Origin of the sequence: uncultured Mucilaginibacter sp., assembly GCF_913773635.1 — a bacterium.
In the GTDB taxonomy this organism is placed as follows: domain Bacteria; phylum Bacteroidota; class Bacteroidia; order Sphingobacteriales; family Sphingobacteriaceae; genus Mucilaginibacter.
This window is the reverse complement of record NZ_CAJYGQ010000011.1, coordinates 260323-283506: the sequence shown is the minus strand read 5'-3', so window position 1 is coordinate 283506 and position 23184 is coordinate 260323. Positions and strand designations below refer to the sequence as shown.

The 23184-nt window shown below is 41.6% G+C and carries 14 protein-coding genes; 3 read left to right on the top strand and 11 right to left on the bottom strand.

Going from position 1 to position 23184, the window contains the following annotated elements:
* Positions 1-249: 249 nt before the first annotated feature.
* The 6 genes from QZ407_RS14585 to QZ407_RS14560 form a co-directional block, all read right to left on the bottom strand.
* Positions 250-4275 carry a two-component regulator propeller domain-containing protein gene (locus QZ407_RS14585; RefSeq protein ID WP_295772345.1) on the bottom strand — a complete coding sequence of 1342 codons (4026 nt, stop codon included), beginning with the start codon at positions 4273-4275 and terminating at the stop codon, positions 250-252.
* A 42-nt stretch (positions 4276-4317) separates the two neighbouring features.
* Positions 4318-5394, bottom strand: coding sequence for a cellulase family glycosylhydrolase (locus tag QZ407_RS14580; protein ID WP_295772342.1), 1077 nt, complete (start codon positions 5392-5394; stop codon positions 4318-4320).
* Positions 5395-5430: 36 nt separating this feature from the next.
* Complete coding sequence (locus QZ407_RS14575; protein ID WP_295772341.1) at positions 5431-6480, bottom strand: glycoside hydrolase family 43 protein; 1050 nt, start codon at positions 6478-6480, stop codon at positions 5431-5433.
* A 1-nt stretch (position 6481) separates the two neighbouring features.
* The gene (locus QZ407_RS14570) at positions 6482-7570 is read right to left on the bottom strand and encodes a glycoside hydrolase family 43 protein (RefSeq protein ID WP_295772339.1); all 1089 of its coding nucleotides are present in this window, start codon (positions 7568-7570) and stop codon (positions 6482-6484) included.
* Positions 7571-7653: 83 nt separating this feature from the next.
* The gene (locus QZ407_RS14565) at positions 7654-9189 is read right to left on the bottom strand and encodes a RagB/SusD family nutrient uptake outer membrane protein (protein ID WP_295772337.1); all 1536 of its coding nucleotides are present in this window, start codon (positions 9187-9189) and stop codon (positions 7654-7656) included.
* A 14-nt stretch (positions 9190-9203) separates the two neighbouring features.
* On the bottom strand, positions 9204-12371 hold the full coding sequence (locus tag QZ407_RS14560) for a TonB-dependent receptor (RefSeq protein WP_295772335.1): 3168 nt from the start codon (positions 12369-12371) through the stop codon (positions 9204-9206).
* 460 nt (positions 12372-12831) lie between these two features.
* On the opposite strand from QZ407_RS14560, the gene QZ407_RS14555 reads away from it, so the two are divergent.
* Entirely contained in the window at positions 12832-14172 is a 1341-nt protein-coding gene (locus QZ407_RS14555) for a putative sensor domain DACNV-containing protein (protein WP_295772333.1), read from the top strand.
* A 121-nt stretch (positions 14173-14293) separates the two neighbouring features.
* A complete protein-coding gene (locus tag QZ407_RS14550; protein WP_295772331.1) occupies positions 14294-16114 on the top strand; it encodes a glycoside hydrolase family 15 protein in 1821 nt (606 codons plus the stop codon).
* A gap of 70 nt (positions 16115-16184) precedes the next feature.
* On the opposite strand, the gene QZ407_RS14545 is transcribed toward QZ407_RS14550, so the two are convergent.
* The 5 genes from QZ407_RS14545 to QZ407_RS14530 form a co-directional block, all read right to left on the bottom strand.
* Complete coding sequence (locus tag QZ407_RS14545) at positions 16185-17582, bottom strand: M20/M25/M40 family metallo-hydrolase (RefSeq protein WP_295772329.1); 1398 nt, start codon at positions 17580-17582, stop codon at positions 16185-16187.
* A gap of 40 nt (positions 17583-17622) precedes the next feature.
* Positions 17623-19731, bottom strand: a complete 2109-nt coding sequence (recG, locus tag QZ407_RS14540) for an ATP-dependent DNA helicase RecG (RefSeq protein ID WP_295772327.1) — start codon at positions 19729-19731, stop codon at positions 17623-17625.
* 21 nt (positions 19732-19752) lie between these two features.
* Positions 19753-20133, bottom strand: a complete 381-nt coding sequence (locus tag QZ407_RS14535) for a RidA family protein (RefSeq protein WP_295772326.1) — start codon at positions 20131-20133, stop codon at positions 19753-19755.
* Between the two features lies 1 nt (position 20134).
* Positions 20135-20278 (bottom strand): DUF6728 family protein, encoded by a 144-nt coding sequence (locus QZ407_RS17560; RefSeq protein WP_317163595.1) that lies wholly within the window; start codon positions 20276-20278, stop codon positions 20135-20137.
* A gap of 72 nt (positions 20279-20350) precedes the next feature.
* Positions 20351-21691: an OmpA family protein gene (locus QZ407_RS14530; protein ID WP_295772324.1), complete on the bottom strand. Its 1341-nt coding sequence runs from the start codon at positions 21689-21691 to the stop codon at positions 20351-20353.
* 153 nt (positions 21692-21844) lie between these two features.
* On the opposite strand from QZ407_RS14530, the gene QZ407_RS14525 reads away from it, so the two are divergent.
* Entirely contained in the window at positions 21845-23134 is a 1290-nt protein-coding gene (locus tag QZ407_RS14525) for an aminopeptidase P family protein (protein ID WP_295772322.1), read from the top strand.
* The last annotated feature ends 50 nt before the right edge of the window (positions 23135-23184 follow it).

The window sequence follows — 23184 nt, the reverse complement described above, 5'->3', positions numbered from 1 at the left end:
GCTTACGTTTGAGAAACGAAGTGGTTATTAAATAGGTACTATAGGTGATTAGCGTTGCAAGAAGAGCCAAGCCGAGATTCGATGAGTATTTATTTATGTTATACTTGTCATTGATGAAGATTGGATATAAAAGATAAGCGAGCGTTCCACCAATAAATGATATTATGAAAAGCACAATGATGTATTTTAAAGTTGACATAGCTAATTTTTAATTTTAGCAACCAAGCTTTTGTTTTAACGCTACCATTCTTAAGAAATACTTGCATCCTTTTTATGCTTGTCTACAAACTCGCTAGGTGTAAGTTCAAATTGGGTATAAAAGCATTTACTGAAATATGACGGCGAGTTGAAACCCACCATATAGCCAATTTCAGCTATGGTGTGTTCTTGTTCCAATAACAGTTTTGCCGCGGTTTTTAACCTGATTATTCTCACAAATTCGTTTGGCACATGGCCTGTTTTGGCTTTAATTTTCTTGTAAAGGCTTGACCTGCTTAAACCTACTTCCCTGCCAAGATCCTCAACTGAAAGCTGCGGGTTAGCTATTTTGGCTTCAATAATTTGCGTTATCTTTTCTAAAAACTTTTGATCGCGATTACTATTGATTAATATTTCCGTTCCTTCCAGCGGGCTTTGTGCAAAACGCTGCTTTAAGTTGGACTGCAAATCCAACAAATTCTTGATCACAAGCGACAGCTGCTTCCATTTAAAAGGTTTTGACAAGTATGCATCTGCTCCGCTTTCCAACCCTTCGATTTCAGCATCGCTATTGGTTTTAGCGGTAAGCAGCACAACAGGTAAATGACTGTAATCAATGTCATTTTTTATCAGCTTACATAACTCCGTTCCGTCCATCAAGGGCATCATTACGTCTGAAATCACCAGGTCAACCGTGTGCTGATCCAATTGCTTTAAGGCTTCCTTACCATGTTTAGCCTTTATAACATGATATCCTTCCTGCTGGAAGCTTTTAGAAAGGAAATCAAGCAATGATGGATCATCTTCAACAACTAATATCGTCTGTTTTCCGTCCGGTTCGTGCGTTTCTTCCGGTTCTGTTTCAACAATGCCGGCATTTGCTTCAAAAGGAATAAGCACAGTAAAAATGGTTTTTACACCTTCTTCACTTTCTACCATGAGCTGGCCGCCGTGCTTCTCACACAGTGACTTTGCTAATGCCAAACCAATGCCTGTTCCTCCCAAATTGGTATATTGATGCTCCTCTGTTGAAACCTTGAAAAACTTTTTAAATATAGAATCGAGCTGGTCTTCAGGAATACCAATACCATCGTCCTCAACACTTATCGAAAACATCTCCCTGCCATTCTCATCCTTTTTTATAGCGTTAACGTTAATGGCAAGCTGGGTGCGGGCAAACTTAAAAGCATTGATCAATAAATTGCTCAATATCTTCATCATCGCTTCCGGATCTGCCACTACATCCAGTTTTTGAAACGCTGTGTTTACTTTAAACTCCAGCCCTCGTTTTACCGCAATTGGAGAAAAGCGATTATGCAGACTGTTAATCAGGTATACCAACTCTAACGGCTCGGGGTGTATCTCAAAAATATCACTTTCAATACGCCTGAAATCAAGCAATTGATTTACAAGGGTTAGCAACCTGTCAGCATTTTCCTCCATCAGGTGCAATTGCTCCATGCTTTCAGCACTTTTTTTCTTACCCGACAAAAGCCTTTCCAATGGTGCAATAATCAGTGCAAGTGGCGTTCTGATTTCATGAGCCATTGCGGTGAAAAAGTCTATCTTTTGCTTATAAAAATCCTGCTCACTTTTGTTCCTAAGCCGCTCAAGCTTTATCTCGTTTTGCTTACGTGCCTTTTCAACCAGGTAACGGCGTAACCAAATTGCCCCAAGCACAAACACAAGCAAGTATATTAAGTATGCTGTATACGTTTTATAAAAAGGCGGCAATATTTTCACCTTAATGCTTGAAATGCTTCCCAAATCGTCCCCTGCATCATCTGTAACCTTTACCTGGAAGTTGTACTCACCAGCAGGTAAGTTGGTATAGGTTGCCTTACGCTGACTGCCAACGCTATTCCATCCCTTATCAAAGCCTTCCATTTTAAAGGCATATTGCAGCTTGTTAGGCGCTACGTAACTCAAACACGCATATTCAATACTCAATACAGATTGATTGTGCCGCAGCGTTATCTCATTTGTATAGCTAACCGACTTTTTAAGCGGACTATTTTTGTCAGTAAAATCAAGGTCTTTGTTAAAAAGCTGAAAGTTGGTAAACGATACTTTAGGTGTTGAACTAACACCTTGTACCGCATCAGGATAAAATGCATTAAATCCATTTATACCGCCAAAGTATAACTTGCCCGATGCATCCTTGTAGTAGGCTTTGTAATTATATTGCTGACTTTGCAGATTGTCCCACTTACCGAAGCCTCTTTTGGTTTTAGATTGCAGGTAGTACTCAAAAAGCCCATTGTTGGTTGAAAACCACATTTTGCCAAACCTATCTTTCACAATACCATAAACAACGGCGCTTTTTATCCAATCCTCGTCTTCATATGATTTGAAAACTCCTGTCTTTTTATTCAGCACGTTTAGGCCGCTACCATCTGTACCCAACCATAAGTTGCCTTCACCATCGTCAAGCATACAAATGACTTTGTTTGAACTTATGGCACCTCCTTTTTTGGAATAAGCATATTGTGTAAGTCTACCATCCGGTTCCATCTTAATCAATCCGTTATCGTAGGTAGCAATCCAAAGCACCATATCAGCATCCTGGTAAACCTGGTATATACAGCTTTTGTCAAGATTTTTGCCTCTTATACGAATGAACCTGTCATTTTTAGGATCGTAGCAATTTAAGCCCGCTATGGTTGATACCCATATACGTCCCTGCCTGTCTTCATCAATAGAGTATACACTATTATCGCTTAAGCTGTTAGGATCGGCTGCATCGTTTTTATAGCGTTTAATTTTTCCTGTTACAGGATTCAATATATTAAGCCCTCCCGTGTACATACCAATCCATACATTGCCTGATCGGTCTTTATACAATGCGTGTATGTTATGATAGGATAAACTATCCTGACCTAGTAAAAAAGGGAACCGTTTGAAAGATTTATCACGGGTGTTAAAAAGATTAAGGCCGCCATCTTCGGTACCTACCCAAAGCTCTCCCGGACGGTTTTCTAAAAAAGCACTAACCGCGTTGCCCGAAAGTGAGTTTTTTACTCCGGATGGGTAATAGAACTCGAAGCCCGAACCACTTTCATGATAATAATTTAGTCCTCCAAAATAAGTTCCAACCCATATGCCACCTTCTTTATCTTTGAAAACTTTATAAACGGCATCGTCATTTATACTAAAAGGATCATTGTTTTTATTTTGATACACAGAAAAGCGGTTAGCGTTCTTGTCAAATACGTTTAAGCCCTTTTCAGTTCCTAAAAAAATAAGGCCGGGTTTAGGTTCATAAACCGAGCGTACAATATTATCGCTGATGGAATTACCTGCAGATTTTTGATAGATGGTAATTTGATTAGTTTGCTTGTTCCAATGATTTAAGCCACCAGCCATAGTACCTATCCAAACATCACCCTTTGCATCTTTATACATATCCAGGATAACATTACTGGAAAGTTTTGGGGTGGTACCGGTGCTATAATGCCTGATATGCTTGGTTTTAGGGTTTAAAATGTCTATACCCTTACCGTAAGTTCCAATCCATATCTGCCCGTCATCATCCTGCAAAAGCTTGGGTACCTCATTTGAGGAAAGACGTTGTGCTGAAGCGGTAGTAAGATGAGTTAGTTTTTGGGTTGATGGCGTATAACAGAAAACGCCGCGTTCTTTAGTTGCAATCCAGATGTCACCGTTTTTTGAACGGATAAGATCATTTATGAAATAGTTACGAAGTGCAGTAAAGTGAGTAAACTTTTCTGTCTGTAAATCAAAAATGAAAATGCCCTCATCAGTACCTATCCAAAAGGTTTTGGCATCGTACTTAAAAATTTTGCGTATAAAGCTATTGCCTAACGTACCGGGAATTCCTTTTTGGTATTGGAAGCATTTAAAGGTGTAGCCATCAAACCTGCTTAGCCCATACTTGGTTCCAAACCACATATAGCCCTGATCGTCCTGCTGAATATCCCATATGGTATTAGCACATAAACCATCAGATACGGTATAATGCCGGAAAAATATTTTTTGTGCAGCAAGCTGCTGAAAAAAAAGGCTAAAAAAAAGCAGCAGGGCCAGGGCCCTGCTTGGTTTTTCAATCTTTATCATACAAATAGGTTTCACAATATAGCTAAATACCTATTGCTTATGCTATTTAATGTTATTGAGTTTTTTTATTACTTCTACCTCTTCTTTTTTGTAAGGAGTACCATCTTTTCTAAATACCTCATGAAACCACTCTTTAGGCTCCTCTCCACTTGGAAGCGGGGTATCCCAGGCATACTTGGTGTTTGATTTACCATCAACCAAACCCCAGTTTATAGCACCAATGTTTTCCTTTTTAAGCATTGGCATAATATTCTCAAAACGGCTTCCACGTGTGCGGGCCATATATTCGGTACAAATCATTGGCCTGCCATGTGAACGCAACATGCCAATTACACGCTGATGCCATTGTGGTTCTTCATAGTCATGATAAGTGATAACATCAGAGTTCAAAGCTTGAAAAGCATTTAGCTTATCGTAATCCCAGGCCCAAAGCCCTGCGCTAATTGGTTGCTGCGGATTAACGGCTCTTGCCCAAGTGAAAACGCTTTTTAATAGAGGATATGATGTAGTTAACTTACCTGAATTTCCAGGTTCATTATATAAATCCCATAACAAGATGCGTTTATCGGCCTTGAAGCGCGTCATTACATCTTTTACATATTTCTCTAATGCTGGAAAGTTGGCCGGCTGTTTTGAGTTTGGATCACCCGGATCTTGTACCCAGCCTGAGTTGTGTATGCCAGGCTTCGGTGCAGGTTGCTTTCCAATTTTGGCCTGCTTATTCCAGCAATCATCAAAAAACACAAATATGGTTTTGATGTGATGACGGTTGGCAATACCCAAGTACCGGTCCATTCTATTTTTAAATCCGGCCGGATCTTGTTTCCAGGCCAGGCTGTGCAAATAAACCCTTACAGTGTTAAAACCAATACCGGCTGCCCAGCCTAATTCCTTATCAATGGTTGCGGCATCAAAGGTATCTGCCTGCCACATTTCCAATTGATTAATTGCAGTACTGGGTAAAAAGTCAGCACCGTTAATCCACTTGTACTGCTTGTACCAGGCGTTTGCCTTTTCAATTGACCAAACTTTACCAACTATCGGAGTGGCCTCCTGCGCATGCAAAGCGGCAGTTGTACACAGTATGAGTAGCAGTAAAAAACTAACGTATTTTTTCATAGTTCAAATTATTAGCAAGGCCAAGCCCTGCATTTACTATTTATTTTTTTGTGACGGAATAGGCATTTCAACACCTGCTTTTAAAGGAGCACCAAAGTTTGGAGATCCATCTGCATTCCAGGTAAACTTTTGTGCCCTTGGCGAGCGGTTACCGCCGCAACCCTGTCCCGGCTCCGGATTAGCGTGGTATAAAATCCAGTCTTCCTTTCCATCCGGAGATTTGAAGAATGAGTTGTGCCCGGGTGCGTAAACTCCGTTTTCGGGTGATTGCTTAAACACCGGCTGTGTGCTTTTTACCCAAGATTGAGCGCTAAGCAGGTTTTTACCTTTAAGAGTAAGCATTCCTAGGGCATAAAAATCTGTCCAGCAGCCGCTGGCTGAATAAATGAGGAATACCTTATCTTTATTCATCAATATTTGTGGCCCTTCATTCACATCTACATGCGGCGGATTGTTGGGATCGTTTAAGTCGCCATGCTTTTCCCACTCAAACTGCGGACTTGATATCTTATATCTCTTTCCGTCAATAGTCCATGGGTTTTTCATTTTAGCAATGAATATTTCCTGCTTTTGGTTTACATCACCTTCCCAGCCTGCCCAAATCATGTACAGTTGCTTTTTGTAAGTGAAAACCGAGCCGTCTATTGCCCACTTATTGGTTGCGTCGCCAACTTTGCCTTTAAAGGTCCATGTGCCTTTAAGCGGATCGGCAGATGCGTTTTCCAACACATACATGCGGTGATTATTATTGTTGCCGTCATCGGCCGCGAAATACACGTACCACTTTCCGTTGATAAAGTGAATTTCGGGAGCCCATAAGTCTTTAGAGTAAGCTGTATTGGGCGGAGGCGTAAAAACGGTTTTACGCTCAGCTGTTTTCAAATCAGCTAAATTCTTGGTCTTCCAAATTACAATCCGGTTTTGAGCGGTATGTGTATAGTAATAGTAGCCATCCTTGTAAATACTCCATGGGTCGGCCCCTGATGGCAGCAACGGATTGGTGAACGTTTGGGCCATGCTCATTTTTGCAATGAACATGATCACAAAAACCAGTTTGAGTTTTAACTGAATGCTTTTTCTCTCCATACTATTTTTCGCCAGATGGACTATTAATTTTCAAGCCAGTTGCAACCGGCTGACCAAAGTCGGGGCTGCCATCTGCTTTGAAAGTGAACTTTTGCATTCTGATGTTCCTGCGGTCGGCACATCCCTGGTTAGTAGCCGAATTAGCATGGTAAATAAGCCAATACTCTTTTCCATCAGGTGATTTAAAGAATGAGTTATGGCCAGGACCATAAGCATTGCTTTGAGGCAATTTGCTGAACACCGGTTGAGTTGATTTTGTCCAGTCGGCTTTTACCAATGGGTTACCGCCGGCTTTTAAACTCAACTGACCTAAAGCATAATCATCAGTACCGCAATAACTGGCTGAGTAAACCAAAAACACTTTATTATCAGGCGATATTAATGCCTGCGGGCCTTCATTTACACCAAAACCATTTTTCTCCCATCCAAATTCAGGCTCAGTTAGCTTGGTAGCTGTTCCTGTTAAGGTATAAGGGTTAGCCATTTTGGCAATGTAAATGTTCTGTGTTAAGTTTTGGTTGGTTACATCGGGACGGCCACACCACATAAAGTAGCGGGTTCCGTTCAGTTCCAACACCGAGCCGTCTATAGCCCAAAAATCGGTGTCTGCTGTAAATAAGCGGCCTTTATCAACCCAGGTTCCTGTGGTTGGATCGGCACTGCTGTTTTCTAAAACCCAGGTGCGTTGTTTAACATCATTACCGTCACCTGCGGTATAATATATATACCACTTGCCATCAAAATAGAATAGCTCCGGGGCCCATACATTTCGTGAATTAGCTGCACCTGCCGTTGGTGTAAACACGGTTTTAGGAATAGCCGTATTTAACTTTGACATAGAGGTGGTGCTCCACAAATTAATAGAGCTTCCATTAGTTTGCGTGTAGTAATAAACGCCATCTTTTTGAAATACTGATGGATCTGCACCATTCATTAAAGGGTTAGAAAAGGTGCTAGCTTCTGTTGCAGGGTCAATAGGCTCAATATTAATTGGCTTATCTGACTTCCCACATGATAGATTGACAGAAATCACTGCTGCCAATAAAATTGAAGCCAGCTTGAAACGATTTCTTATTTGGTATTTATTCATAGGTCATGGATTTTAATATATAATTACCGACCCAATTAACAATCGCCTTTCCTGACTTGCAGGAAAGACGATTGCCGATTAGCTTAATATTTTGGATTTTGTGTAAGGTTTGAGTTTAAGTCGATATCTAATTGAGGTATCGGGTAGTACTCATGTTTGCCAACAATGAATCCGGTAAATTCAGCATCCCTGCTTGCAAGTGCCGGACTTAAATCGCCCCAGCGTAGCAAGTCTGCCCAACGCCATCCTTCACCTGCAAGTTCGGTAACACGCTCATGCTTAAGCTGGGTTAAAAACTGTGCCTGATTTAAACCAGGCTTAGCTGTTGAAAGCGGCGCCAACCCGGCACGCTGTCTAACACGGTCAACGTAAGGGTAAGCCTCACCTGTTCTATTCAGGCCGTTTAAACACTCGGCATACATTAACAATACATCGGCGTAACGTATTAAGCGATAGTTGTTTGGCGAACGGAAACCTTCTTGATTTTTCCAGTGGTCGTTAAGTAATTTGCGGAACCAAACCCCGTTGGCATCAGGACCATTACCATAACGGCTTTGGAAGGTTTGACCGTATACAATAGTTGCTGTTGGACCAGCCGGGTTAGCATTATTGAAAATAAACGATGCAGCCAAACGAGGGTCTTGTGCATTAGTTGTGGTTCTCTCCTGCAAAAACTCGTCAACAACCCAACGGCGTGCAGCACCATCAGAGAAACCTACACCCGGAGGAGCAAAGAATTGAGAGATAGACGTACCGGTGTTATTGATCCTTGATTCATCCACATCATCATCAGTACTTTCTGACTGATTTTCACTAAATTGAATTTCAAATACCGACTCGCTGTTGTTTTCTCTTGATATAATGAAGTTGTCGCGGTAGTCGGCGGTTAAAGAGTATGTTCCGTTACCAGCACCGGTTACCAGGTAAGCAAACGCGTTTAACGCATCCTGATATTTGCGTTGCTGCAAGTATGTTTTACCCAACAATGCATAGGCAGCACCTCTTGTTGCTCTTCCTAAATCTGATGCCGGATAGCTTACCGGCAAATCAACGGCCGCCTCTGTTAAATCCTTTGCCACCTGTGCATAGGCTTGTTCTGTAGTCGCATTAGGTGGGGCGTCAGTAGGTTGTGATGGTTGTAACATAAGTGGCGGGCGACCATAATAGAGCGTAAGATTGAAATAAAACAACGCTCTCAAAAACTTTGCTTCAGCAATAATTCGCTTTTTGGTCGACTCGTCCATGGTAATCCCCGGTACGTTAGCAATGACCTGGTTTGCACGGAATACGCCTACGTATAAATTGGCCCATGTTTGAGCAGTAAGCCCATCATTATAATTTGTTTGGTTAAATCGCATGAGGTTATTAAGCCCCCCGTCGCCTCCAGAGCCAAAACCTTCATCTGATTTTAATATACCGTGGTAAAATAACCACCGCGAGTATAAGCTTGCCGTACGGTAAAATGTACTATATACGGCATTAATTCCCTTTGTCGCATCTGAACTTGATTTCCAAAAATTTGCAATTGTAAGGGCATTAGGGTTAGGTTCGTTAAAATCTCTTTTGCATCCTGATAATACAATCAATGCTGATGTGAATAGGATTATATATTTTTTCATGTTCTTTTAATTATTTAGAATCCAACACTAAAGCCGAATGAAACAATTCTTGAAGACGGATAATTTCCATTATCTACACCAGGTTCAAGATTGGCATTTGCGCCTACCACGTCAGGATCAAGACCTTTGTACTTAGTAATGGTGAAAATGTTTTGACCGCTCACATATAACCTGGCATTGGTTATACCGGCCTTAGTGAGCCATTTAGATGGAAGATTATAACCAAGCTCAAGGTTGCGTAATCTCAGGAACGATCCATCTTCTACCCAACGGTCTGAATTACCACGTGCATTTTCGTTTATTCCACGATCATTAGCGGCAAACTGGTAACCTAATCTTGGATAACTGGTGTTGGTATTGGTTGGTGTCCAAGGGTTAATTGCTCTGCGGTAGTTTGAATTACCATAGCTATCCAAATCTCTGATTACATCATTGTACAGTTTTTGACCAAATGCGCCATAAAGCTGTAAAGAGAAGGTGAAGCTTTTGTAGCTTGAATTGAATTGGAGTCCTGATGTGAATTTAGGAAAAGGAGATCCGGCAAAAACCCTATCCTTGTCGTTAATATCATCATTGGTTCCACCGTTCACAACATTTACGTAACGTATATCTCCCGGTTTGGCATATGCGCTTTGTGCACGATGTGCGTCAATCTCTGCCTGATTTTGAAATAAACCATCTGTTTTCAATACATAGTACTCACCAATCGAACGGCCAACTTGTGTTCTTGTATTTCCTGATTGCAAGTAATTTTTAGGTTGCCCTGTTTCGGTATCAATACCTAAATTACCGAGTGATAACACTTTGTTTCTTATTACACTAATGTTTCCGGAAACATCCCAACGGAAATCGCCTGAAGCCTTTGGACGATAAGTCAGATTTAATTCCACACCCTGATTACGTATAGAACCAATATTTGCATATGGATTGTCTATCAAATTTCCTAAATAATACCCTAAAGGTGGTCTGAGTAATACGTCTTTTGAGGTTGATCGGAATATATCGAAGTTCACGATTAACTCGTTGTTAAACATCGCGGCATCGAAACCTAAGTTGATTGTCTTTTTAGATTCCCAACGTAAATCGTCTGCCGCTAGTTTAGCTTGGATTGCTCCTGGATACGTTACCTGATTTGATCCGAATACTGCATCTGGAGCTTGATTTAACGCTGCATATATATCATAGGCGTTAAGAGTATTTATACCTAAAACGCCGTAAGAACCTCTTATTTTTAAATCAGAAATCCAGTCGACTTTGAAAAAGTCCTCTTTAGACAGTCTCCAGGCAAGTGCCGCTGATGGAAAATAACCTGTTTTGTTTTTAGGCGAAAACCGAGAGTCTTTATCAGCTCTGAAGGTCAATGAAAGAAGGTATTTATCTGAGTAAGTATAATTTAAACGTCCTAAGTAAGAGTCTAATAAATTTCTTGTTAAAAGTCCTGATGAGTTACGACCAGCTCCTGCTGCAGAGCTTAATGTTGTGAAATATTCACCATTAAACTGTGTCATATTGATGGCAGACCCAAACGTATTATCCGTTTGTGTTGTTTGTTGCGTGTAACCAACAACACCGTTTATACTGTGCTTACTGAAATTATAATTGAAGTTTAAAGTGTGTTCGAAAAGATAACTTAGATACTGTGAACGGTTGTCGCTCAACTGGCTAAAGTCAGGAGATTGGTTTTGGTACCACGATCCTTCTTTACGGATTGACTTATTTTTATCAAAGCTGGATTCTAAACCTACGTTAAATTTATAAGTTAAGCCTTCAATAATCTTGAAATCCATATAAGCATTACCTAATATCTTGGCAAAATTCGATTTGGAAGATGTAATATTTGCTACAGCAACAGAGTTGCGTGAAAATGTATTAATGTTAGCATTTGAACCGTAGCCCCAACCGCCAGGGTTATTGGCACTTATTAAAGCATCGTCTCTTACAGGTATAAGTGGCACACTGCTAAACATATCATACCAAGGGTTACCTGCAAACGCACCACCTTGGAAAGGTGAACGAGATATTGAAGAAGACAACGCAATGTTTTCGCCAAATTTAAAACGCCCCTTGGTTGTCTCGGTATTTACCCTGAATGAAGCTCGTTCAAACTCGCGGGCAATAAGTACACCTTTATCTTTGAAATATCCGGCCGATATTAAGTACTTTGATCCGTTTCCACCGCCTGAGATATTGGCATTGTAATCCTGTACATACCCGGTACGTAACGTTTCATCCACCCAATCGGTATTTACCCGGCCATTGTAATTAGCCACACCTGGCTGTATGGCTGTACCCGATGCCTGGTAAGCCCTTGTATTTGTAGCTGCATACTCTGCAGCATTCATCATATCGTAAGTTTTTGGCACCTTCGAAATACTGTAACGAGCGGTTACACTGATTTTGGCCGGTCCTTCTTTACCTTTTTTAGTAGTTATTAAAATAACTCCATTACCCGCTCGTGAGCCGTAAATTGCTGCTGCCGATGCATCTTTAAGTATTTGTACATCCTCAATATCATTGGGGTTTATGGTTGTATTAGGATCGCCAATCATACCATCAATCACGTAAAGCGGGTTGGCATTACCCAAAGTCCCTAAACCCCGGATGTTTACAACGGCTTCCTGTCCGGGTGCACCACCGGTTCTAACCGATACACCTGGTACCTGACCCTGCAATGTTTCGGGTAGTGAGCGTGAAATCAGCTTTTGTGTGTTTGCGGTATTTACTGAACCTGCTGCCCCGGTAAGGTCTCTTCTTCTTACCGATTGGTAACCAATAACAACAACATCATCCAAAGAGCTGTTTGATGCTTGCAATGTTATATTAACTACAGGGTTGCTGCCTACAACCATCTCCTGGCTTGTGAAACCAATATAGGTGAACACCAGCGTAGAATTTTCGGGCGCCAATATGCTGTACTTTCCGTTAGCATCGGTGATGGTAGACTTGCCACCACCTTTTACACTAACAGATACGCCAGGCAAAACTTCTCCCGAAGCATCTCTTACAGTTCCGGTTACCTGAATGTCGGCACGATGGGCTTCATTATTCAGGGGGTGATTATCTTTAACAGCTGCATAACCCGGCGATAGCATGGCCGCTAATGCAAGCGGTACCACTATTGCTTTTTTCAGGTTGTCTGCCCGATAATCACGAAGTAAGTGAAGTAAATTTCTTCTTCTCATAATTACATTTGGTTTTGGTATTTATTTAATTGATCAAAGTACTGTACGCGCAGGCGTTAACTCCAGCGTTGGTGTTTACCTTTTCGTCATTTTTTTTTAAGAATAGTTTATTGGTTAGTGGCCAAATCTTTGGGAGATTTGTCTCAGCAATGTTAGCTGTTTAACCTAATTGGCGGTATAAAATTTGATTCAAATACTATAAAAAATGTTGACATCAATTTTTACAACGCAGTAAAAAGTGCTTTTAAGAGCACATTAAAGCACTTTTGATAAATCACCCTCTAATCACTTTAATTTTTATAGCAATACAAAAAAGGCTGCTTTCTGCACCGATAATTTACATTTAATATTGTCTACTCAACATTATAATCACTTTGCTGTTGATATAAAATGAGCATTGCTTTTTAACCTAATGGCATTTGCTTGAAGCGCATCTTTTTAAATTTAACGGCAAGTAATAATGGCTTTAAACAATGCCAAACCTAAAGATCTGGCTTTGCATGTTCTGGAGAAACTGGAACATAGCAAACTTACATTGCCTATACCGCCGTTAACAGTTTTGGAGAATTTGTTTGAATGCGTATTTTTTGCCAGCATGCGTACCGAAGAAAGCGACCTGGTTAAGGTTACTGTTACGCTTATTGATCCGCAAAACCCCGACCCAAAGCCACCCCGAAAAATTGTGCCCGAACGCTGGAGTAGCATCAGCTTTGAAAGCCCGATTGAATTCACCATAAAAGGACTTGTAAAACTTTCTAAAGCCTCCGATCCATCAAGTACGTCACTGGCCGTTTACTATGATGCCAATGGCAAATTATTTATATGGGGATTAATTGACCAGGCTTTACATTATCAAAGCTTTCTAAACTACGAGTCAGAATCGGGGTCGGAACAGCCGGGCTTGTTCCAGGTATCGGTTAGCGATATAGGCACGCTTGATGTTTTATTTGATTATGAGCTGCTGGCCACTTTGAAGCAAAACATCCTTATTCCACGCTACCTTGATGTGTTTACCATAGGTCCTATATCAAAAATATTGAAGGCCAACGCAACAAGCCTTAAAGCCGATATAAAACTGTTTTTGGCAGAGCAACATCCGGGTGAAGCCTATGATGATTGGGAAACGTTTGTTGACAGTCTTTGGATACAAACACTGTCAAGGCTGTTACTTCGTATACAAAAGTATCATCATGGGGGTGCCATACTTATATCAGACACGCTTGCTGATGTTGACGTAAAATATCTGATTACATACGACAGGCTTAAATTGGCTGTAAGTAATTATGCAAAAGAAACCATCAATAATTATGTAGCCGAAACATTAATTGAGAATCACATTGCCAGCGGAAAAAAGATGATGTCGAAAGACTGGTATATTGAAGAATCAAGATCATTAATGGCTAAGCAGGGTATTACTGATGAAATCAAAGGGTGTATATCCTTTTTAGCCTCACACACCTGTGTAGATGGCGTATTATTGTTTGCCCCTGATATGATTTCGCAAGGTTTTGGCGGCGTTTTGAAGGCTCGCAAAACGCCAAAAAAGATATTTGTTTCGCCTACAGCTACAGCAACACCCAAGTCTCTTGTAACAACCGATCCTAATCACTTTGGCACAAGGCACCGCTCTATGATTGCCTACTGCTGGAATCATCCCGGAAGCTTGGGCCTGGTTATATCACAGGACGGTGACATCCGGGCTTTTTACCGCATTGAAGAAAAGCTTATTATGTGGGAAAACATCAAGACCCAGCAATTTATTAAGAGCCGCAAATTGAAGCGCACGGCGCCTAACGTGTGATCAAGTTTTTTTCAGCAGCATCCTTATTTCCTGTAATGATACTTCTCCATTTGTTGGCCGGATGTTTAGCAGGCAAACGGTTATAAAACTTAGCAGGTAATCATTTGTTGTGAAGCTGAATATGCAACATCAGCACCGTCCTTACTTGCCCATCGCCAACTACGGTATAATTGGTAATCTTCGTACAGTTGCCCTGGTATCCATGTCGGGGTCAATTGATTTTATGTCGTTCCCACGGTTCGACTCGCCTACAGTTTTCACCGCATTGCTTGATGCTAACCGCGGCGGCTACTTTTCAATCGAGCCGCAAATGGCTGAATTACAAACCAAGCAATTGTATTTACCCGGAACTGCGGTTTTAATAACCCGCTTTTTTTCAGAAGATGGCATAGCTGAAATAACTGATTACATGCCATTAACCCCGCACGATGAGCAGCCACCCGCAGCCATAGTGCGCAAAATTAAAGCTATAAGGGGTAAAATTACTTTTAAAATGCATTGCGTGCCACGGTTTAATTATGCGGCGGCAGAGCATACCAGCACACTGCATGATAATGAGATTGTTTTTACGCCGGTGAACAATGGTCATGTTGAGCTTAGGCTTATGGCCGACGTTAATCTTGAACTTAAGGGCAATGATGGATATGCAGAATTTACACTGGATGAGCTGCAAATGGCTCATGTGGTTTTAGAGGCGGCAGATACTAACCTGCAGGAGACCCGTAAAACCGCGCACGTTAAAGACTATGTTGCCGGCAGTTACCACAAAACGGTTAACGGATGGCGCAAGTGGTTAAGTAAATGTAATTATAAAGGACGTTACGCCGAGCTTATTTTCCGGTCGGCCATAACGCTTAAACTCATGACCTCAATTGAGTTTGGTTCGGTAGTAGCGGCGCCAACGTTTGGTATTCCTGAAACACTTGGCGGCAACCGTAACTGGGATTATCGCTTTACCTGGATAAGAGACGCCGCCTTTACCATGTATGCATTCTTAGCTTTGGGCTTTTATGATGAAGCTACCCAGTTTATGGAGTGGATAAGCAGCTTGTGCCGCGATACAGACTTAAACTTGCTATACGAAATAGATGGGAAAAAGGACGGCGAGGAAAAAGAGCTTGACCATTTAGAGGGATACAAGAAATCGAAACCTGTACGTATTGGCAATGCAGCGGCCAATCAGCTTCAAACTGATATTTATGGTGAGTTGATTGATACCATTTATATATACAATAAACTTCACAAGCCCATAACTTATGAATTTTGGACACTGATTGAAAAGCAAATTTCATGCGTAATACGCGATTGGAAACTGCCCGACCATGGTATATGGGAGATAAGGGGTGAGAAACGCGAGTTCTTGCACTCACGGTTAATGTGCTGGGTGGCTATCGACCGCGCTATTAAAATTGCCGATGACAGATCGTTTCCTTATCCGCAGGCTGAATGGCAACAGGTACGCGACGAAATTTACAAAGACATCTATCATAACTTTTGGAATGACGAGGTACAGGCCTGGGTACAACATAAAGAAAGCAAGCATGTTGACGCAAGTGTACTGCTAATGCCGCTTACTCATTACATTGCTCCACTTGAACCCAGATGGCTTGCCACCATGACAGCTATTGAAAAGCAACTGAAATTAGATGTACTTATTTACAGGTACCGCAATAACGTTGAAAAAATTGACGGACTGGAAGGAGAAGAGGGAACATTTAATATGTGTTCGTTCTGGTATATTGAAGCACTGGCCAAAAGTGGCCGTATTGAGGAGGCGGTTGAAAACTTTGAAAAAATGATAGGGTACGCTAACCACTTAGGCTTATTTAGCGAAGAGTTGAGCAGCAAAGGTGAGTTGCTTGGTAATTTTCCGCAAGCATTCACTCACTTATCGCTTATCAGCGCCGCACTGGAATTAAATAAACAATTGGAACGGCTTTGATCTATTGATGACAACCGTAATAAATGAAGAAGCCTGATTGCATTACAATCAGGCTTTTTCATTATAATGTCTAAAAACTCAATCCATGCTGATCTATCAAGTAAACCAGCGATGCTATTGAGGCTGCACCAAGTTCCAATTCACGCTTGTTAACATTTTCAAATACATCATTTGGGGTGTGATGAATATCAAAATAACGCTGCGAATCGGGCCGGAAACCGATAAGTTGTATGCCAGGATGTGTTTCCTTTAAAGGGCCAATATCGGTACCTCCTCCACCGGCTACCAAACGGTCGGTTTCATACGGCTCAAGGAGCTTTTTCCATTGCTTGTTAATGTTGGTTAAAAATGCTGGAGTAGCGCGTTCAAAGCTAAAACCACGTGGTGTAAATCCACCTTCGTCTGTTTCAATGGCAGCAATGTGTTCCTCCTTATCAGCCTTAGCTTGCTCAGCATACTTAATACCGCCCTTATGGCCATTTTCTTCATTCATAAAAAAAACAGCTCTTATGTTATTTTTGGGCTTATATCCTATTGCTTTAAATACACGCAACACCTCGGCCGATTGCATTACCCCAGTCCCGTCATCATGCGCACCCTCAGCAAGGTCCCATGAATCAAGATGCCCGCCAACGGTTATATACTTGTTGCCGTTGTCTGACCCTTTTATTTCCCCAATTACATTGTAAGAAAGCACATCGGGCAAAGTACGGCAATTTGTTTTTAGGAAGAACTTTACGGGCTGCCCGTTACTTTGCTTCAGCATTGCACTTAGTTTATTTGCGGCAATAGTTGAAATTGCAGCTGCCGGTATTTTAGGATTGCTACCGTAATTGGTCCCTCCCGTATGAGGAAAATCATCAATTGCGGCCGTTAGCGAGCGCACTATGACTGCAACAGCACCATACTTTGCTGCCATACCAGGGCCGGCATTACGCTGATCGCCTGCTGTACCATATGCGCTACCTGTCTCGATAAATCTACTGTCAAACGGGCGGTTAAAAAACACAATCTTACCTTTAATCTTTTCTGCACCCAACGCTTCAAGTTCCTTTAAACTTTGCAGCTCTACTACCGGGGCGGTTATACCTGTTGCAGGGGTACTAACTGACATGCCCAAAGCAGCCAAGGCAACAGGCACACGCTTATTTCCGGCAACTATAAAGCCTTGTTCCTTTTGCCCGCGTTCCCAATGCGGAACCATTACTTCCTGCAGGTAAACCTTATCAAAGCCGTAACTCTCCATTAACGTTTTACTCCATTGCACTGACTTTGCCGCACCTGCTGAACCACTTAAACGCGGACCTATCCTTTTGCATAGATAGCGTAGATTTTCATAGCACTTACCGTTTACCAGGGCTTCATCAAAAATTTTACGCAGCATAACGGAATCGGTACTTTGAGCAACAGCAGGTAAGTACAGGCCTGACATAGCCAACGCAACCAGTACGGCAATTTTGAATTTCATTGTAGTGTTAGATAATAGTTTAATGCCGTAATATAATAAATCAGGATATTTTATCCCAACTTAAGCCACCATTTCGGGTTTGAAAAGATAAATGGAGTATCTGATTTTCGGGCAGTGCCAGTTGCGGATCTTTGGCAAAGATTTCTTCAACGGTTTTGCGGGCTTGCATAAGCAGCTCCTGATCCTGAGCCAGGTCGGCAAGCTTCAGGTCGAGCACCCCGCTTTGCTGAGTGCCCTCTATATTGCCGGGCCCACGCAATTGCAGGTCAATCTCTGATATTTCGAAACCATTATTGGTACGCACCATAGTTTCCAGTCTGATTTTCCCCTCACGGCTTAACTTGTTACTGCTCATTAACAAGCAGTATGATTGTTCGGCCCCGCGACCTACTCGACCGCGTAATTGATGTAACTGTGATAAGCCAAAACGCTCAGCATTCTCAATAATCATTACCGATGCATTTGGTACATTTACACCTACCTCAATTACAGTAGTAGCTACCATAATATGTGTTTCGCCTTTAACAAAGCGCTGCATCTCTTCGTCCTTCTCGGCTGGTTTTAATTTGCCATGCACTATACTGACCTGGTACTGCGGTTTTGGAAACTCGTGCGACATGGTTTCAAACCCATCCATCAGGTTCTTGAGGTCCAGTTTTTCGCTTTCCTGTATAAGCGGGTAAACCACATACACCTGCCTGCCTATAGCAATTTCGCGTTTAATAAGGCCATACATTTGCAGGCGCTGGCTTTCATAAAAATGAAGCGTTTCAATAGGCTTACGTCCTGCAGGCAACTCGTCAATGACCGAAACATCCAAATCGCCATACAGCGTCATGGCCAGTGTGCGCGGAATAGGCGTAGCGGTCATTACTAATATGTGGGGAGGTACTGTATTTTTCTTCCAGAGTTTAGCGCGCTGTTCAACACCAAACCGGTGTTGCTCATCGATAACAACCAGGCCAAGGTTTTGAAATTGCACCGCGTCTTCAATCAACGCGTGCGTACCAATGAGTATCTTCAGTTCGCCGTTCAGTAGCTTTTCATGCAGTACTTTGCGGTCTTTCTTTTTAGTAGAGCCGGTAAGCAGGGCTACTTCCACAAAGCCATCTCCCACCAAACTTTGTATAGAGATGAAATGCTGATTGGCCAGTATTTCTGTAGGCGCCATAATGCAGGCTTGAAAGCCGTTGTCGATAGCGAGCAGCATGGTCATGAGTGCCACCACAGTTTTGCCACTACCTACATCTCCCTGTAGCAGGCGGTTCATTTGTACACCGCGCTGGGTATCCAGCCTTATTTCCTTCAACACTTTTTTTTGAGCCCCCGTAAGCGGAAAGGGTATCTTCTCCTGGTAAAAGGTGTTAAAGTAATGGCCAACCTTATCAAATACATTACCTTTAAATTTTTGCGTTCTGATGAGTTTATTTTTCAGCAGTTTAAGCTGAATGAAAAACAGCTCTTCAAATTTAAGCCGATGTTGTGCCTCGTAAAGTTGCCGGGCATTTTCAGGGAAATGAATATACCTGTAAGCATCGGCCCTGCTCATCAGCTTAAATTTTTGTATAATGTAAAGGGGTAGTGTTTCGGTAATATCGCGCAGGCATTGTTCAAGTAAGTTAGCCATTAGCTTTTGCAAGCCTCTGCTATCTAACGAGTAAGATTTAAGTTTTTCGGTGGAGTTATAGCCTGGTTGAAGCGTGAGATTACTCATTCGCTTTAAAACATCGGGCGAGTATGGCTCTACTTCGGGGTGGGCCATTTGAGTTTTGCCGTTGAATTCAGATGGCTTACCAAAAATAATGTAAGCTTTACCAACCATTATGGTCTTTTCAACCCATTTTATACCTTGAAACCAAGCCAGCTCCATTATACCTGTATCATCCATGGCATGAACAATGAGGCGCTTGGTATGCTTTTCTCCTAAAACTTCTTTGTGGGTAACCCGGGCTATAACCTGAACATGCGGCAATTCAGGATTTATATCGCGTACCTTATAAAAACGGGTACGGTCAATGTACTTGAATGGAAAATGCCTTAGCAAATCTCCGTAATTAAAAATGCCCAGCTCCTTCTTCAAAACGTCGGCCCTTGCGGTGCCAACTCCTTTTAAATAGTCGATAGGCGTTTGAAATACCTGTTGATTCAAGGCAATAATATCTGTTTCGTGTTACGGCTTGCAAGCCACAACTGAAATTTCAACGTTTACATTTTTTGGCAGGGCGGCAACCTGTACAGTTTCGCGGGCAGGGAAATTTGACGTAAAATATGATCCGTAAATTTCGTTAACAACCGCAAAATCACCCATATCTTTCAGAAAAATACCCGTTTTTACCACGTTGCTAAAATCAAGTCCGGCAGCAGTTAAAATGGCTTTCAGATTAGCCATTACTTGGTGGGTTTCTGTCGGAATATTAGTTAACACCAATTCGCCACTTTGAGGGTGCAGTGCAATTTGGCCTGATACAAATAATGTATTACCCGCCCATACAGCCTGGTTATAAGGGCCAATGGGAGCAGGTGCATTGGGAGTATTGATTATATTGCTCATATTATTTCTTTAAGATAAACCAGTCTATCAACTTCCAAATAATCCCACCTAAAAATAAAAGAATAGCAATTGTGTTAATGACGTGCATTACCTTTAAATTGAAGTTCTTTGGCCGGTTCGGATCTTTCTTACGGAAGAAGTACATAAAGCAAAAGTAATAAAAAAAGGCTCCGGGTTATCCGGAGCCTTTTCAAAGTATTAAAAAATCTGGTTAAGATTATTTTTGTTTGAACTCAACACGACGGTTCATTACACGTCCTTCTTCAGTTGAGTTGTCAGCAATTGGGTTAGTTTCACCTAAACCTTTTACTTTAATACGTTTTGCTTCAACACCAGAGTTAACTAAGTAAGTTTTAACTGAGTTAGCACGGTCTTTTGATAAACGTAGGTTGTGAGCAGCAGTACCTTCAGATGAAGCGTAACCGTTTAACTCAACAGTTTTACCTGAGTTTGAACGCATATCAGCAGAAACTGCATCTAATACTGAGTAAGAAGAAGTTCTTAATACTGAGCTATCAAAATCAAATTGGATGTTTGAGTAAGCTTCAGCAGTGTTAGCAGTGCTATCAGCAGTAGGTAATTTGATTGGGCAACCAGCACCGTCAACTACTGTACCAGCAGGGGTGTTAGGGCATTTGTCAAATTGATCAGATACACCGTCACCGTCAGAATCCTTTTTCAAATCGTTAACTGCGTTTTCAACGTTAGTAACACGACCTTTTAAAGCTTCAACTTCTTGACGTAAAGCTGCATCATACAACTCATCATACATCATAGCAACTGGGTTAACCCAATCTAAGTTTGGTTTTGAGCTTGAACCTAAAGTCCACTCTAAACCACCGTAACCGTAAGAGTATTTATCTTTAGTAGGATAAGCTCTTTTTAAAGCGTCTAAGTTATCGTCATCAGTGAAGTTAGCAGTGTAACCTAAGTTCAGAGCCCAAGCATCTGACAAACGGAATTTAACACCAGCACCAACTGGGATAACTAAGCTTTTTACGTGGTGATCAGAACCATCAGCGTTAGTGTAACGTTGCTCAGTTGAGCTAGCAGCAGTTACGTAACGTGGGTTGTACCAGATCATACCACCACCGGCAGTAACGAAGAAGTTAACTGAATTTTTGCGACGTAAGAAGTCAATAGTTGCAACGTTAACAACACCGCTTAAAGTACCTGACCAGAAACGGGTTTGGTAAGAACGCATACCATCACGAACACCACCTGGTGCATCAGCGTTATCACCGCCAATTTTACCACCGTGAGCGTCTAATTGTAAACCAAATGAGTGAGCAAGTTGCCATCTTAATGACGCACCGTAACCCAGGTTGATTTTTTTGTTAGTGTAATCATGTACACCACCGATAGCGATTACTGGTGATAATGCACCTGCATTTAAACCAAAGCTCCAGGTTTTGTACTGACCGCGGCCACCAAATACCTTGGCAGTGCCGGTTGATGTAGTGCTCATGGTTGAATCGGTTTGGGCGTTGGCTACACCAACGGCCAGCAACGATGCAAACGAAAGCGCGACTGTTTTCTTTAATGTAGAATAGTTCATAGTTTTAAGATTAAACAATTTTTAATTGTGATTTACTTTATAAAAATAGTCCTTATGTTTGGCATCGGTGTACCAAACTCCGTTCCACTTTTATAATATTGGTGACAAATAAATGGAAAAAATTGTTTTATAAAAATTAAATAAGCGTAAATCATGAAATATCTACCTATAAACAAGCAATTATTTATTTATAATAGAAAAAATTTCGTTTCGCGATTAAAACCTACTTCCATTGCTGTTTTTAACGCAAATGAAGAATATACACGTAGCGGCGACCAGAATTTTGTATTTAAACAAAACCCCGACTTTTTTTACCTCTCAGGTATAGATCAGGAGCAAAGTATACTTGTTTTATACCCGGAGTGTCCTAATCCACTATACAGAGAAGTACTCTTTTTAAGACAAACCAACGAGCACATTGCTATTTGGGAAGGACACAAGTATACCAAAGAGGAAGCCCGCACTGCATCGGGTATTGAAGCAATATACTGGCTTCAGGATTTTGACGCCATTTTCCACAGCATTGTTAATTATGCTGAGCATGTATATATAAATACCAATGAAAATGACCGTTACCTGCCCGGCGTACCCAGCCGCGATTTACGTTTTTTGAACGATTTACGCATTAAGTATCCTTTACATAAGTACGAACGCTCTGCCCCTATACTCCGTGATTTGCGTGTAGTAAAATCTGAAATTGAAATTGAGCTTACGCAAAAAGCATGTGATATTACACATGATGCTTTTGTAAGGGTATTAAAATTTGTGAAGCCTGGCGTTACCGAATATGAAATAGAAGCAGAAATCACACATGAGTTTTTACGCCAGCGCGCTACTGGACATGCTTACACGCCTATAATAGCATCGGGCTTTAATGCTAATGTGCTGCATTATATTGATAATAACCAGGTTTGTAAAGACGGCGACGTTATTTTATTTGACTGGGCCGCCGAGTATGCTAATTACAACGCCGATATGAGCCGTTCAATACCGGTTAACGGACGCTTTACCCAGCGCCAGCGCCAGGTTTATGATGCCGTGCTGCGTGTTATGAAGCAAGCAACGCAAATGATTGTTGCCGGTACTGTATGGAATGAATACCACGAAGAGGTAGGAAAAATAATGACCGGCGAACTTATTGATCTTGGTTTGCTTGACCGCCACGACGTTGAAAAACAAGACCCTAAAGCACCTATATATAAAAGGTATTTTATGCACGGCACCTCTCACCATTTAGGTTTGGATGTGCATGACTACGCCAGCCGCTACAAACCGTTTGAAGTTGGGAACATTTTAACCTGCGAACCCGGAATTTACATACCGGCCGAAAATTTAGGCATACGTTTGGAAAATGATATACTTATTACCGAAGGCGGTAACTTTGACCTTATGGGCAATATTCCGTTGGAGGCCGAACATATTGAAGAAATAATGAATAGCTAACAAAGCTGCTATAGTTTATGACGCCCGACTGAACACCAGTCGGGCGTTTT

Coding starts and splice junctions, on each gene's coding strand:
- QZ407_RS14585 (WP_295772345.1), bottom strand. CDS start 4,275: ATGATAAAGATTGAAAAACCAAGCAGGGCCCTGGCCCTGCTGCTTTTT.
- QZ407_RS14580 (WP_295772342.1), bottom strand. CDS start 5,394: ATGAAAAAATACGTTAGTTTTTTACTGCTACTCATACTGTGTACAACT.
- QZ407_RS14575 (WP_295772341.1), bottom strand. CDS start 6,480: ATGGAGAGAAAAAGCATTCAGTTAAAACTCAAACTGGTTTTTGTGATC.
- QZ407_RS14570 (WP_295772339.1), bottom strand. CDS start 7,570: ATGAATAAATACCAAATAAGAAATCGTTTCAAGCTGGCTTCAATTTTA.
- QZ407_RS14565 (WP_295772337.1), bottom strand. CDS start 9,189: ATGAAAAAATATATAATCCTATTCACATCAGCATTGATTGTATTATCA.
- QZ407_RS14560 (WP_295772335.1), bottom strand. CDS start 12,371: ATGAGAAGAAGAAATTTACTTCACTTACTTCGTGATTATCGGGCAGAC.
- QZ407_RS14555 (WP_295772333.1), top strand. CDS start 12,832: ATGGCTTTAAACAATGCCAAACCTAAAGATCTGGCTTTGCATGTTCTG.
- QZ407_RS14550 (WP_295772331.1), top strand. CDS start 14,294: ATGCAACATCAGCACCGTCCTTACTTGCCCATCGCCAACTACGGTATA.
- QZ407_RS14545 (WP_295772329.1), bottom strand. CDS start 17,582: ATGAAATTCAAAATTGCCGTACTGGTTGCGTTGGCTATGTCAGGCCTG.
- QZ407_RS14535 (WP_295772326.1), bottom strand. CDS start 20,133: ATGAGCAATATAATCAATACTCCCAATGCACCTGCTCCCATTGGCCCT.
- QZ407_RS17560 (WP_317163595.1), bottom strand. CDS start 20,278: ATGTACTTCTTCCGTAAGAAAGATCCGAACCGGCCAAAGAACTTCAAT.
- QZ407_RS14530 (WP_295772324.1), bottom strand. CDS start 21,691: ATGAACTATTCTACATTAAAGAAAACAGTCGCGCTTTCGTTTGCATCG.
- QZ407_RS14525 (WP_295772322.1), top strand. CDS start 21,845: ATGAAATATCTACCTATAAACAAGCAATTATTTATTTATAATAGAAAA.